The organism is Cupriavidus necator (genome assembly GCF_013141915.1).
GTDB lineage: Bacteria > Pseudomonadota > Gammaproteobacteria > Burkholderiales > Burkholderiaceae > Cupriavidus > Cupriavidus necator_B.
Genome location: NZ_SROX01000031.1, coordinates 1 through 13,493, shown reverse-complemented (window position 1 = coordinate 13,493; position 13,493 = coordinate 1). Strand labels below are relative to the sequence as shown.

Here is a 13,493-nt window from a genome sequence, read left to right as displayed (position 1 = left end):
CACATGGCAATCACATATATCAAGGCATTCCAGCCGGTAGTCCTCGGCACGTCGTTGTCATCGCTCTACGTGGTGCCGGTGCAGCCGACAACAAACCTGCTGCGCGGCGGTCGCATCCGCCTGAGCAACACCACTTCCGGCGCGGTACAGGTCAGCCTGCATGCCGTGCCGGTGGGTGGCTCGGCGTCGGACGGCAACAAGTTTCTCCCGAGCAAGAGCATCCCGGCGAACGACTATATGGACGTCGATGTGCCCGCCATGCAGGCCGGCGATTTCATCCAGGCGATTGCCGGCGCTGCGTCGTCCATCACCGCTGAATGGATGGCTGGGGCGCTGTTCTCGTGAAGATGGAAGTCACGTTCGGCCGCCCGATGCGCCAGCGCGTGCGCGAGCTTGAGGCGGCGATGAACCAGCATCCGCAGGTGGATTGCCCGGTGCGGCATTACTTTGCGCCCGGCATGTACGCGCGCGAGATCCGGATCCCGAAGGGCACTGTGCTGGTGGGCGCCATCCATAAGACTGAAAACCTGGCGGTTCTGTCTGCCGGCCGGCTGCAACTAGTGACTGATGACGGCACCGTTGAGATTGCCGCGCCGCACACGCTGACCGTCAAGCCGGGCCAGAAGAACTGCGCGCTGGCACTGGAAGACGCGGTCTGGACGAACTTCTTCCCGACCGACGAAACCGACCCGGACAAGCTGGTCGAGATCCTGACGGAATCCAAGGCCTGTGAGCTGCTCGGCGGCCCGGAAAACAAGCAACTGATCGCCAATCGGATCAAGGGGTAAATCATGGCTTTTGGGATCTCTGCTGCCACGGCTGCTGTGGTGGGCGGCGGCCTTGCTGCGGCCGGCGCGGTCGGTGGTGCGCTGATCGGTGCGAAGGGCGCGAAAGCTGCGGCAGACCGGCAGGCGCAAGCAGCGAGCGACGCCAATGCCCTGCAGCAGTACATGTACGACCAGACGCGCGAGGATCAAGCGCCGTGGCGTGAGACCGGCGGCAATGCGCTCGACGCTCTGGCATGGCGCATGGGCCTCAAGGGCATGCACGATGGCGGCGGCGACCTGCTGCGGAACTTCGATGAAACGAACTTCCAAGGCGACCCGGGCTTCCAGTTCCGGCTCAACGAGGGCCAGAAGGCTATCGAGAACTCGGCGGCAGCGCGCGGCGGCATTCTCTCCGGCGCTGCGCTGAAGGCGATTGGCAAGTACGGGCAGGACTACGCTTCGAACGAGTACAACAACGCCTTCAATCGGTTCAACACGAACCAGACGAACCATTTCAACCGCTTGGCGACTCTCGCCGGCATCGGGCAGACCGCCACGAATGCGACGCAGCAGGCTGGCCAGAACTACGCGACGAACGCTGGCAACAACATGCTCTACGCGGGCAATGCCGCGGCGGCTGGCTCGCAGCGTGCGTCCGGCTACATCGGGCAAGGTCTCGGTTTCGCGGCGAACCAGCTTTCCAATGTGAACTGGGGCAACTACGGAGGCGGTGGCTCGGCGCAGACCACTCCTGTGACCGACTACTACGCCGGCACGCAGCCCTACGCGACGCTTTCCTGATCGGATAGAACATGGCAGACACGCTCCCATTCCTCCAAGGCTGGCAATCCTCGCAGCAACTGACCGATCAGGCGCAGGAAAACAAGCTGCGCAAACTCATGTTCGATCAGAAGACGCAGGAGATCGGCCAGCAGAACGCGCTGGCCGGCATCCTCGGCAACACGGCGAACTATGACGCCACCGGCTACCTGAAGCGCGAGGCGCTGCCGCAGATTGCTGCCGCCGCTCCGGGCGAAGTGCCGAAATACCAGCAGATGTATGCGCAGCAGACTTCCCAGCAACAGGCCGCGCAGAAGGCCAAGCGCGATGAACTGATTGCGCAGTTCGATTGGGCCGACAAGAACATGGCCGGCATCCAGAATCAGGGGCAGTGGGATGAATTCCGCGCGCGTGCGGCATCCGTCTATCCCGATGTCGCATCGCGCCTGCCGGCTCAGTTCGATCCGGCGACGATCCAGGCGAACCGCATGAAGATGATTCCGATTGTGGAGCAGTGGAAGGCTGAGCGCGATCAGGTGAAGGAAAACACAAAGAATGCGATCACCTTGCGCGGGCAGGATCTGACTGCCGAGACGACCCGGCGTGGGCAAGACATGACGCTACAGGCTGCCACGGCAAAAGCCGGTGAGAAGCAAGCCGAAGCGCAGACCCAGCGCGTGAAGGACGCAAACGACGCGCTCGGGCTGCTCGATCAGGCCGAGAAACTTGTTCCGGCATCGACAGGCAGCTATCTCGGCGCCGGGGTGGATGCGGGAATGGCAGCGTTCGGAAAATCGACCGAAGGCGCCAAGGCCGCGGCTCAGTTGAAGGCCATTGAAGGCATGCTGGTGTCCAAGATGCCGAAGATGAGCGGCCCGCAGTCGGACAAAGATGTTGCCATGTACCGCCAGATGGCCGGCACGATCGGTGACCCGACCATTCCGCGCGACACCAAGATGGCCGCCATCAAGGCAATCCGAGAGATCCAGAACAAATACGCCGGCAACGACACCGCTGCGCCCACGAAAGCCGCACCGATGAGCCAGGATGTGGCTATAGCTGAACTGAAGCGCCGCGCGGCTTCCGACCCGGCTTTGGCACAAAAACTCAAGGCAATGGGGTACTAAATGGCAGACCTGTCTAGCGCCTCGACCGAATCGCTGCTGGCATCCGTCAAGCCCAAGGCAGCCACGCCCGAATCGTTTGCGGCGCAGTACGGCGGCATCGCGGAGAGCGCCGGCAAGCAGATCGGCGTCGATCCCAAGCTGCTGCTGGCCCAATGGGGGCTAGAAACCGGATGGGGTAAGTCGGTGGTGCCAGGGACGTTCAATCTCGGCAACATCAAGGACTTCTCCGGTTCTGGCGTGGCCGCGACGGACAACATGACCGGCTCGCGCGACAAGTACCGCGCCTACGAGTCGCCGGATGCGTTCGCCTCGGACTTCGCCGGCCTGATAGGGCGCAAGTACGCGGGGGCAAAGGGCGCCGGCACGGACGCCACCAAGTACCTCGCCGGCCTGAAGGGCTACGCAGAGGATCCGAACTACGCCGCCAAGGTGACGGCTGCGTACAAGCGCCTGACCCCCGGTCCGGTGGCCGCAGTGGCTGACAAGGTGCTGTCGGCCGTTTCGGGCACCGCTGAAGCCGCGACGCCTGCCGACCTGTCCGGCGTAAGCACTGACGACCTCCTGGCTGCGCTGGGTAGCCGCAGCAACGCAGAGCCGGCACCCGCTGGCGCCTCAAAAGCGAAGGGCGGCGCGCTCGGTGGCGTCTGGATGGGCTTGCGCGATGCGGTGGACGCTGGAGCCCAACTGGCTCGCCGCGCTGTGCCGGAAAGCGTCGGCCAGGCAGTGGACGAGTTCGGCAACAAACTGGCCGACATGGGCCTGCCGGTGGCGCGCTCGTCTGGCGTGGCCGGCGTGGATGCCATCGTAAAGGGTGCTAATGCCGAGTACGACGCCTCGCGCAAGATGGCTGGTCGGGATGGTGTTGACCTGTCGCGTGTCGCTGGCAACATCGCCAACCCTGTCAACCGCCTGATTCCGATGAGCGGCGCCTCGACGGTCGGGCAGATTGCTGCTCGCGCCGGCGCACAAGGGGCGCTGTCGGGCCTCGCAGCGCCTGTGCTCGACACCGGCAACTTTGGCACGTCCAAGGCTGCGCAAGTCGGCCTCGGCGGGGCGCTGGGGGCTGCTGGTGGCGTTGCCGCTGACAAACTGATCAAGGGCGCATCCGGCCTGATCGAGCGCGCCAAGGCTTCCATGCGCAGCCCGGATCTGGCGCGCCTCGACGCACAGACGATCCTGCAGCGTGCCGCGGACGAGCAGGGCATTGACCTGTCCGCCATCCCTGATTCGATCCTGCAGAAGGCTCGGGAACAGGTTGGCACGGCGCTGCGCCGAAACGAGACGATGGACGCTCGGGCTATCCTGCGTGCCGCAGAAGGGAGCGCGGTGCTGGGTGATGAGGCGGCGCTGACGCTCGGGCAGGCCACCCGTAACCCGCTTCAGTTCGCCAGCGAACAGAACCTGCGCGGTGTGGCCGGCGCTGGGAATGCGCTGTCTGATCGCTTCGCTGCGCAGAATAACAAGCTGATCCAGGCGCTGAACGAGCGCGGCGCCGCGGGGGCTGAAGGTCAGTTTCAGACCGGCAACAGCCTGCTGAACGCACTGCGCCAATACGACGCCGGCAGTCGGGCGAATATCGCCGGCCTATACGACAAGGCGCGGGCGCTGAACGCCAATGAGATCCCGCTCAACCATCGCGAGTTCGCAGACACGGCGCTGACGACCCTCGACAAGGAAATGAAGTCCGGATTTCTGCCGGGGCAGATCACCGATCTTGTCAACAAGGTCAGCAAGGGCGAGATGCCGCTGAACATCAGCACGGCGGAACAACTGAAGTCCACGCTGGCCGAGGCTACCCGCTCGGCACAGCGAGCCGGCGACGGTAACGCCGTCCGCGCGCTGGGAATCGTCCGGGATGCGCTGGAGAACGCGCAGCCGATGGGCGACATCCGCTTCGGTGGCAATCAGATCGTCCCGTTTGGCGCGCCGCTGCCGCCTTCCTCGCTGGGCGCCGAGGCTCAAGGCGCATTCAATCAGGCGCGTGCCGCGGCCCGCCAGCGTTTCGGCCAAATCGACTCGACCCCAGCACTGAAAGCCGCGGTTGACGGTGCGGAACCGGACAAATTCTTCCAGAAGTACGTGCTGAATGCGCCGGTCGCTGACGTGAAGGCCATGTTTGATGTCGCGCCTGGGCAGGCCTCGGCGGTGCGCGGTCAGGTGGTGGACTTCCTGAAGTCCAAGGCGCTGAACGGCGCCAGCGATGAGGTCGGCAAGTTCTCGCAGTCTGGCTACAACAAGGCGCTGCAGTCGCTTGGCGACGAAAAGCTGGCCACGATGTTCACGCCGCAAGAAATCGCGCAACTGAAGGCGATTGGTCGGGTGGCTTCGTACATCCAGTCGGCACCGGCCGGCGCCGCGGTGAACAACTCGAACACCGCATCGGCGGTGATGAACCTACTTTCGCAGATGAGTGGGACAGTCGGGAAATTCCCGCTTGTGAATCTCGCTCGGGACAGCGTCAACCAGTTCCGTAATGAGCGTGCGGTCGGTAACGCTCTTGCGGCGCAGGTGCCGAGCCAAGCGAAAGAAGCGCCAGTAAATGCGCTGCGTGCGCTCTTGCCGCCTTTTGCGGGCGGCATCGGCCTTCTTGGCGGTCAAGCGGGCCAGTAGCACCTGAACGACGCCCGCCCCAAGACCGACCAAGGCCGCATGAGTTAGGTCGTAGTCCATCAAATCAGCATAGCACAGCCGCTTTCGAGCGGCTTTTTTCATTTTCGGAGCCACGATGGCCAACGCAAGCCTGTTGCCTCTCGCAAAGCAACTGATCCCGACGAATTCCTGGGCGCCTGGCGTGGGGTACAAGTTCTATACCTACGCAGCCGGAACGCTCACCCCGAAGGCGACCTATCAGGACTCCGCGCAGACGACGCCGAACACCAATCCGGTTGTCGCGGACGCCCGCGGCGAGGTGGTTATGTACGGATCTGGCGCCTATCGCATCATCGCCAAGGATGCGTCGGACGTCACCGTATGGGACCGGGACAACGTCGAGGGCATGGTGTCGGCTGGCGCGCTGTCCGGCTCGTCTGGCGCCGACATGATCGGATATGGCAACACGACGCTGTCTGCCATCCTGCTGTCCGGCTCTAATCGCGTTGTCGACAGCATCGCGGCGCTGCGTGCGCTGGACAAGACCAAATGGACGCGCGCGTTCGTGGCCGGCTACTACGCGGCTGGGGATGGCGGCGGTGGTGCGTACTCCTACGACCCAGCCGACACTACCAGCTCTGACAACAGCGGCACGCTTATCGTCGCAGGCGACGGCGGCCGGTGGAAACTGAACCAGACTGCCAGCCCAGTATCGGTGAAGCAGTTCGGCGCCAAGGGTGATGGCACCACGGACGACACTGCGACGATCCAGGCGGCTATCAACGCCATCCCTGATCACTCTACCCTGCGATTCCCTGCCGGCCAGTACGTCATCATCCCGGCCACCTCTGTCGCGTACAAGGACAAGTTCAGCGGCACGCGCAAGACGGCGGTGCAGATCACCAGCCGCTCGAATCTTGCGCTGCTGTTCGACGCGGGCGCCAAGGTCATCGTCAATGGCACCGACGCCGAGCGCGTGGCGTTCTTCCTGAAGAACTGCACCGGCATCACCATCGCCGATCCGTACTTCCCGAATGTCTCCGGCAACACGTCGATTGCCGGCAGCGACTACATCGCATCGGAGAACTACTACCCGTTCGCCTTCGAAGGCAATAACGGCGTCTGGATGAGCGGCGTCCGAACCGAGGCGTGCCGCTCGGCGCTGATGATGGATGTCTTCAACGGCGCGCAGAACAAAAACGTCTTCATTGACAGGCTGTTCACGTACCAGACGTGCAACTACTCGGTCATCACCCGCAACGCTGACAACGTGCAGGTCACGAGGGCCCGCATGGAGCAGACCGGGCGCAGTTGGAACACTTCGAACGAGGATGTCGCCTTCTCTGACAACTCGATCAACTGCAAGGCAGTGAACTGCGACGCTATCGCGCCACTAGGCCGGGTGTCGCGGTTCGCTGCCGGCAGGAACATCGGGCCGACCGTGTTCGACAACTGCCGGCTCAATGGCGAAGGCATCTGGGTCGAAATCTACGAAGCCTCCAACGTTGAGATTACCGGCGGTTACTCGAAGCGCACGTCGGAGCGCGTCAGCTCACACATCCTGTTCACGGCTGACATCTACCAGAACAACGCCAATGTCACGGTTACCGGTGCGCAGTTCTTCGGTGGCGGCCTGATCGTATCGGATTACTACCCGTCCGGGTGGGGCGCAGCGGACATCGAAGGCTTTGTGATGACCGGCTGCACGGCGCAAGACACGTACGGGATCCAGATGTCCGTCAAGCGCCTCGGGTGCGTGTACAAGGGGAACCGCTTCAATTTGAACAGCAGCGGCATCCTGCTGCAACCCGGCGGCAAGGGCACGGTGTTCGAAGGGAACTCTGTCAAGAACGGCTATGTCCGCGTGGACAGCTACAACTTCAAGGCCATCGGCAACGACATGACCGGCAATGCCGGCTCACCCATCCCGTTTGCTTGGGACGTACAGGGCGACATCGGATTTATCGAGCGAGGCAACACCTATTCGGCTGGCACATACACGCAGTTCTTCAACCACACGCCCAGCGCGCGGTTCGGCGCGAAGTATCTGGAAAACGGGAATTCGAGCAACCCGCAGACAGCCCTTGCCGCGTACATCACTGGCGTTGTGGGTGACTACTGGCGCAATGACAACCCGCTGGATGGGACGCCGCAGGGTTGGACGTGCGTTGTTGCTGGCTCGCCTGGCACATGGGTCGCGGTCGGGCAAAACGGCTACCGCACCTCGGCCGGTGCGCCTAGCGTGAACGCCGCTTTCGTGCGGGAAGAACTGCTCGATACCACGAACAACAAGTGGTACAAGGCGAAAAACACCGGCACCGGCGCCTCCGATTGGGTTGCACTCAACTAAGGAGCCGACATGATCCCTATCAAACGTGGTGACAACTTCGAGCGGGGCGGCCAGTTCTTCGGCCCCGATGGCTCTGTGCAGAGCTTCGCGGGCTGGTCGATCTCATCGCAGGTGCGCGACGCCAGCGGCTGCCTTGTAGAGCAACTGACGGCGGAATGGATCGATGCGACGCAGGGCCTGTATCGCATATACAGCGCCGGCACGACCGGCTGGCCTACTGGCCGGCTATCGCTAGACGTGCAAATCATCGACGCCAGCAACCGCCCATTCTCCAACAACACCGAGTACATCAACGTGATCAAGGACATCACCCATGGCTAAGTATCCGATGAACTTGCTGCCGTTCTGGAAGGGGGATAAGGGCGACAAGGGCGATGTCGATACCCAATTTCGCGCGGATGTGGCGAATGCCACCGACCCAGCGAAGGGGGCGGCGCTGGTGGGGCTAAATCCAGCTTTGACGTATCCGACTGGGACGATCGGCGCGCGGTTGGCGCTGTTGCTGTCGTGGGCACAGGTGCAGAACTTCCAGCTTGTCAGCGCCACCCGCGACGCGAACGGCGCCATCACCACAGCCAGCATCAAGTGGCCCGATGGAACGAGCGGCGTATTCACAACCGACGTAGCCAGCACCGCATTCCCAGGCGCCATCGACGCATGGCACGCGACCTACGCAGGAACACCGGCAAAGACCGTCACGCAACCCGCTGTGACGCGCGACTCCAACGGCGCTGTCACCGTGCAGCCGGCTATTACGATTTCGTGAGGTGAGATATGGGTATTCTTGATGCGCCTTTCCGCGAGTCTCGCGTTCAGCGGTGGGCTCGTCGCTTTGATGGGGTAGGTTCACGTTATCCAGTGATGGCTTCGCCGCCGACTGTCACGATGCAGGGCAACGCATCCACCATCAACGCGAACACCGCCGGCAACGTTTCGCACCGCTTCGATAACGACGCGCTCACGCATATCGGCAATGCTGTGATCAACGACGGCACCAACCGCGGTGTAGGCTCCAGCATCACGTTTGCCGACAGCAGCAAGCAGGCATCGAATAGTCCGATCCGCACGCGCTTCGTGACGGACGCGCCGGCCTTCGAAGCGGTGTTCCGCGGCACGCAGTTCGCAGCGGTCAGCGCGATTGTCGACGGCGAGTACATCGCTCGCGCTAGGCTGGCGGTGTTCCCGAACGACGGCAACCCGCACTACGTCAAGTTCGACTTTGGCACCAATACCCGCACGTACACGCTGGCGCAGGTCTCGAAGAACGCCGGCGGCTCCGGCTATGCGGTTGGTGATCAGATCACGCTGGCCGGCGGGACGTTCAGCACGGCTGCTGTCGTCACGGTGATCCAGGTCAGCAGCGGTGCGATCAGCGCCATCGAGGTATCCAACCAGGGCGCTTACTCCGTCTCGACCACCACCTTTACCCAAGGCTCGACCACGGGTTCCGGTACGGGCGCCACGTTCAATGGCCCCGTCTGGTCGGCCCAGTTCACCCAGCGCAAGATGCGCCGGATCGAGCTGATCTGGCACGGCTCGGGGCAGAAGCTCTACGGCATCAACGTCGACAACCAAAGCACGGTCTTGCCGTACGCTGTGCCGGCGCTGGCGCCGAAGATCGCATTCGTGGGTGACTCGATCACCAACGGAACCTATCTGGACTATGCCGGCGCCCACATTGGGCTATCCATCGGCCAGCGACTGGGTCTCGCGGACCGCGCCGAGATCAACGCCATCGGCGGCAGCGGCTGGGCGACCGTCAACACCACGGTCACGCCGAACGGCCCCGCCTGGAACGACGCAAAGCGCGTGGCAGACTTCATTGCGCTGGATGCCGACATTTACGTCTGGTGGGGCTCGCAGAACGATGCCGCGGCCGGATCGTCTGTCGTGACGGCTGCTGTGCAATCGGTGCTGTCACAGGTGAGCGCAGCCGTGCCCAAGGCGATTCACATTGGCCTTGGACCAATCAATGTATCTGGCACGCCGGGCACAGACCTGTCCACCGCCGTGGGCGCTGGCTTTGCCGCAATGGGTAATGCCAGCAGGTTCCGCTACATCGACAGCACGGCGGAGAACTGGCTATCCGGTACCGGCAAGGTCACTGGCGAGACGACGACCGGCAACAAGGACTTCTACCTGTCGTCGGACAACGCACACCCGGATCAAGCGGGCCTCGACTATTTGGCCTATCAAGCCTCCGTGCGGATTGCGGACACGATATGCCAGATGGTCGGCACGTAACGCCGCGCCCCTAGCCGCCAACTAGCCACCTTCGGGTGGCGCTTTCATTTCCCGGGAACCCAATGCAAAACGAAGCCGCGTCTGCAGTCGCAGCAACAGCCGTGAAGGTATCGCCACCGTGGATCATTACGGCGCTCGCGTGGGGGGACGCCAATTTCCCCCGCATCTTGCTCGCGCTATCGATCCTGTACACCGCTGCGCAGTTGTTCATCGCGCTGCGGAAGATTTGGCGGGGTAAGGAATGAACTACGACAAGCTGAAGGCGCAGCTTCGCCTCGATGAGGGCGTGCGCCGGCGCCGCTATCGGGACACGGTCGGCAAATGGACCGTTGGCGTCGGGCACAACATCACCGACGACCCGGCCTACCCCCACAAGCCCACCGACGAGCCGCTGAACGACATCCAGATTGACGTGCTGCTCGAGAGGGACATTGCCAATGCGGTGACCGACCTGGACCGAAACGCCAACTGGTGGCGCGCGATGGAAGAACCGCGGCAACGGGTGCTGGCCAACATGTGCTTCAACCTCGGATGGCCTCGCCTCTCGGGCTTCGTCAACACGCTGAAGGCCATGCACCTGTCGGACTACAAGGCAGCGGCGGCCGGCATGCGCGCATCGAAGTGGTATTCACAGGTAGGTGCCAGGGCAGAACGCCTGGCGAAGATCATGGAAACCGGAGAGGGCTGACATGGCACTTGACCCGATCACCGCAGGCATTGACCTGGCGAAGACCGTTGTGCAGACGATCTGGCCGGACAAGTCGGACGAGGAAAAGCAGAAGCTGGCCGCGGCCCTCGCCATCGTGCAGGGGCAGATCCAGACGAATCAGGCGGAAGCCGCGAGCCCGAACGTGTTCACGAGCGGGTGGCGTCCTGCGGTCGGCTGGGTCTGCGCCGCCGCGCTGGCCTATCAGTTCATCCTGCGCCCGCTGGTGGCGTGGGGCTTCGTCCTCGCCGGCCATCAACTCCCGACGATGCCGGGGTTGGATGACACCTTGTGGGAATTGCTGTTCGGCATGTTGGGCTTGGGCGGCCTCCGCTCACTCGAAAAGGTAAAGGGGGTCGCACGATGAAGCGCTACTTCTGGAACATCCTGATCAGCATCGACCAACTCGGCAATGCGCTGTTCGCGGGCGATCCTGACGAAACCATTTCGTCCCGCGCCGGCAAGGCCATGCAGAAGAGGCAAGCCTGGGGCTGCATCCTCTGCAAGGCGCTCAACTGGTTCGACAAAGACCACTGCCTGAAGTCGATCGACACGACTGAAGGCGCCGACGCTGCAATCAAGGGGTGACCATGGCAACCCGCAAGCCCAAGAAGATCGAGCCGGCCGAAACGCTGGTCGCGTGCGAGAACTGCCGCTACTTCGTGCCCAAGGAAGGACGTAATGAGTGCCGGCGCAACCCTCCGACTATGGCGGTGGACTTCCAAGATGGCGGCACGATCAGCATGTTCCCGCTGGTGGATTCCGGTGAATGGTGCGGCGCCTGGGCCGCGAAACTCAATAGCTAACGCCATGACACGTGACGATCTGATTCAGCAGTACGGCTCCATCAAGGCTGCGGCTCGGGGCATGGGCATGGCAGAAACCACGCTACGGGATAGACTGGCTCGAGGCACAGAATTCGAGGCTGCGCCGCAGGTGGACGAGGATCTGCCCATCGAGGAACTGCTCGAGATGCGCAAGCGCAAGTTCGCGCAGAAGTCTCGAGCGGAAGTCGCCAACAAGATCGTTGACATCAAGGTCAAGATCCCCGGCCCCATCGGTATCCTGCATTTCGGGGATCCGCACGTTGACGATGACGGCACCGACATCGTTGCGCTCGAGCGGCACGCCAAGCTGATCCGGAACACGGAAGGGCTGTTCGGCGCCAACATAGGCGACGTATCGAACAACTGGGTCGGCCGTCTGGCGCGTCTCTACGCCGAGCAGTCCACGACCGCAAAGGAAGCCTGGCGCCTGACGGAATGGTTCATCGGATCCGTGGACTGGCTCTATCTAGTCGGCGGCAACCATGACGCATGGAGCGGTGCCGGCGATCCGCTGCAATGGCTGGCTCGCGGCATCTCCGGCGTCCACAAGGATCACGGTGTCCGGATGTCGCTGAACTTCTCGAATCGCTCGAGCGTGATGGTCAACGCCCGCCATGACTTCGCCGGCAACTCAATCTACAACCCGGCACACGGCGTCATGAAGGCGACGCACTTCGGGACTCGGGATCACCTGTCGATCTGCGGGCACAAGCATGTGAGCGGCTATGGTGTCCTGAAGGATCCGGACTCTGGGCGGGTGTGCCACGCGCTGCAGATCGCGTCCTACAAGATTTACGATCGGTACGCAAAGGAACGCGGGTTCCGTGACTCTAGCCTGTCGCCTTGCGCCGTGACGGTGATCGACCCTGCGTTGCCAGACACCCACGCCGACAAGATCAAAGTGTTCTGGGAAGCGGAAGATGGGGCGGAGTTCCTGAAGTTCAAACGGCGGAAGGCCGCGTAGCTGCAGGCGGTGACGCCCCTATCGTCCTCTTCCCCGTCAGCCGCCGCGTCAGGTACCGCCTTGCCGGTTGCTCGACGGTGTAATAGGTAATCGTCGCCATCACCAGCACAGCGCCCACGGCGGCAATGCCGAGGTGGGGCGCCTGCAACCCGGTAAATCGGGACACCGCCAATCCTACCAGCGGATGCAACAAGTACACTGAGTAGGAGATGTCGCCAAGGAACACCAGCGGCTTAGACCGCAGGATTGGAGACAGGAACGACCGGCCCAGCGAGAGGAAGACCAGCGCCGGGTACAGGAACAGCACGACGACGTAATCGGCTCCCTCCATCCCCGGCGTCTTGTAGGTATAGCCGATCCACGCCAGCAGGCCGAGCACGAGCACGGCAGCTGCATGTCCGCCAATCGACTGCTTTCCATTCGTGCTCAGGGTGCGCGCCATCACCACGCCCAGCGAGAAGCCCATCACGCAGCGCACCAGCCCGATGTTGATGCCGAACTTGTTGGCGAAGGTGAAATCGAGATTCGCGCCCATCGTCGTGAAGATGAACAGCGCCGCCACGATCATTGCCGAGACGAAGAACGCCACGGTCGGACGCAGCTTCACCAGCACATAGAACCACAGCAGATTGACGACCATCTCGGTCGAGATCGACCATGAGACGCCATTCCACGTCATCTCATGGGTCAACCCGACGTTCTGCAGGAACACCAGGTTCAGGAAGAACGAGTAGAGCGGCATGTACCAGTTGACCACGTGGCCGCCGCCATTGGCCCACGACACCAGTTCAGCCAGCGCGAACAAGCTGAGCGCCAGGTAGTGCAGGGGTGCCAGCCTTGCGAAGCGTCGCGCAAGGAAGTCGCGCGCGCTGATCGAGCCGGATAGGATCTGGGCCTCATAGGTCTTGGTCAGGACGATGCCGCTCAGGATGAAGAACAGGTCTACGGCCAAGAATCCCCAATGGACCACGCGCGACCAGAAGAACGGCTGGAAATGGGTCAGGACCACCACGAGCGCGGCGATCCCACGTAGCGAGTCGATCTCGTAGATGCGCTTATTATTCATGTGTCGCTTCTGTTACATGCAGCGGGCATTGTAGCGCGACGAACTTGCGTAGCCATTTTGTGGTCCAGAAGGC

General features: G+C 62.7%; 16 protein-coding genes. 15 read left to right on the top strand and 1 reads right to left on the bottom strand.

Going from position 1 to position 13,493, the window contains the following annotated elements; genetic code table 11:
* The first annotated feature begins 3 nt into the window (after positions 1–3).
* From E5S69_RS31355 to E5S69_RS31285, 15 genes are all read left to right on the top strand, one after another.
* Positions 4–345, top strand: a complete 342-nt coding sequence (locus tag E5S69_RS31355) for a hypothetical protein (RefSeq protein WP_171518207.1) — start codon at positions 4–6, stop codon at positions 343–345.
* Positions 342–788 (top strand): hypothetical protein, encoded by a 447-nt coding sequence (locus E5S69_RS31350; RefSeq protein ID WP_171518206.1) that lies wholly within the window; start codon positions 342–344, stop codon positions 786–788. Before E5S69_RS31355 ends, E5S69_RS31350 begins: the two co-directional genes overlap by 4 nt.
* A gap of 3 nt (positions 789–791) precedes the next feature.
* Entirely contained in the window at positions 792–1,568 is a 777-nt protein-coding gene (locus tag E5S69_RS31345) for a DNA transfer protein p32 (RefSeq protein ID WP_171518205.1), read from the top strand.
* Positions 1,569–1,579: 11 nt separating this feature from the next.
* The gene (locus tag E5S69_RS31340; RefSeq protein ID WP_171518204.1) at positions 1,580–2,674 is read left to right on the top strand and encodes a hypothetical protein; all 1,095 of its coding nucleotides are present in this window, start codon (positions 1,580–1,582) and stop codon (positions 2,672–2,674) included.
* Complete coding sequence (locus tag E5S69_RS31335; RefSeq protein ID WP_171518203.1) at positions 2,675–5,284, top strand: glucosaminidase domain-containing protein; 2,610 nt, start codon at positions 2,675–2,677, stop codon at positions 5,282–5,284.
* Positions 5,285–5,399: 115 nt separating this feature from the next.
* Positions 5,400–7,613, top strand: a complete 2,214-nt coding sequence (locus E5S69_RS31330) for a glycosyl hydrolase family 28-related protein (protein WP_171518202.1) — start codon at positions 5,400–5,402, stop codon at positions 7,611–7,613.
* Positions 7,614–7,622: 9 nt separating this feature from the next.
* Entirely contained in the window at positions 7,623–7,934 is a 312-nt protein-coding gene (locus E5S69_RS31325) for a hypothetical protein (RefSeq protein WP_171518201.1), read from the top strand.
* On the top strand, positions 7,927–8,379 hold the full coding sequence (locus E5S69_RS31320) for a hypothetical protein (RefSeq protein WP_171518200.1): 453 nt from the start codon (positions 7,927–7,929) through the stop codon (positions 8,377–8,379). Before E5S69_RS31325 ends, E5S69_RS31320 begins: the two co-directional genes overlap by 8 nt.
* Before the next feature lie 8 nt (positions 8,380–8,387).
* Complete coding sequence (locus E5S69_RS31315; RefSeq protein ID WP_171518199.1) at positions 8,388–9,857, top strand: SGNH/GDSL hydrolase family protein; 1,470 nt, start codon at positions 8,388–8,390, stop codon at positions 9,855–9,857.
* Positions 9,858–9,919: 62 nt separating this feature from the next.
* Entirely contained in the window at positions 9,920–10,102 is a 183-nt protein-coding gene (locus tag E5S69_RS31310; protein ID WP_171518198.1) for a hypothetical protein, read from the top strand.
* Positions 10,099–10,545 (top strand): glycoside hydrolase family protein, encoded by a 447-nt coding sequence (locus E5S69_RS31305; protein ID WP_171518197.1) that lies wholly within the window; start codon positions 10,099–10,101, stop codon positions 10,543–10,545. Before E5S69_RS31310 ends, E5S69_RS31305 begins: the two co-directional genes overlap by 4 nt.
* Before the next feature lies 1 nt (position 10,546).
* Positions 10,547–10,930, top strand: coding sequence for a 3TM-type holin (locus E5S69_RS31300; protein WP_171518196.1), 384 nt, complete (start codon positions 10,547–10,549; stop codon positions 10,928–10,930).
* Complete coding sequence (locus E5S69_RS31295) at positions 10,927–11,151, top strand: hypothetical protein (protein WP_171518195.1); 225 nt, start codon at positions 10,927–10,929, stop codon at positions 11,149–11,151. The genes E5S69_RS31300 and E5S69_RS31295 overlap by 4 nt, the downstream gene beginning before the upstream one ends.
* Positions 11,152–11,153: 2 nt before the next feature.
* Complete coding sequence (locus tag E5S69_RS31290) at positions 11,154–11,369, top strand: hypothetical protein (RefSeq protein ID WP_171518194.1); 216 nt, start codon at positions 11,154–11,156, stop codon at positions 11,367–11,369.
* 4 nt (positions 11,370–11,373) lie between these two features.
* Positions 11,374–12,354: a hypothetical protein gene (locus tag E5S69_RS31285; RefSeq protein WP_171518193.1), complete on the top strand. Its 981-nt coding sequence runs from the start codon at positions 11,374–11,376 to the stop codon at positions 12,352–12,354.
* On the opposite strand, the gene E5S69_RS31280 is transcribed toward E5S69_RS31285, so the two are convergent.
* Entirely contained in the window at positions 12,332–13,420 is a 1,089-nt protein-coding gene (locus tag E5S69_RS31280) for an acyltransferase family protein (protein WP_171518192.1), read from the bottom strand. The two genes, E5S69_RS31285 and E5S69_RS31280, sit on opposite strands and share 23 nt — an antisense overlap.
* Between the last annotated feature and the right edge of the window lie 73 nt (positions 13,421–13,493).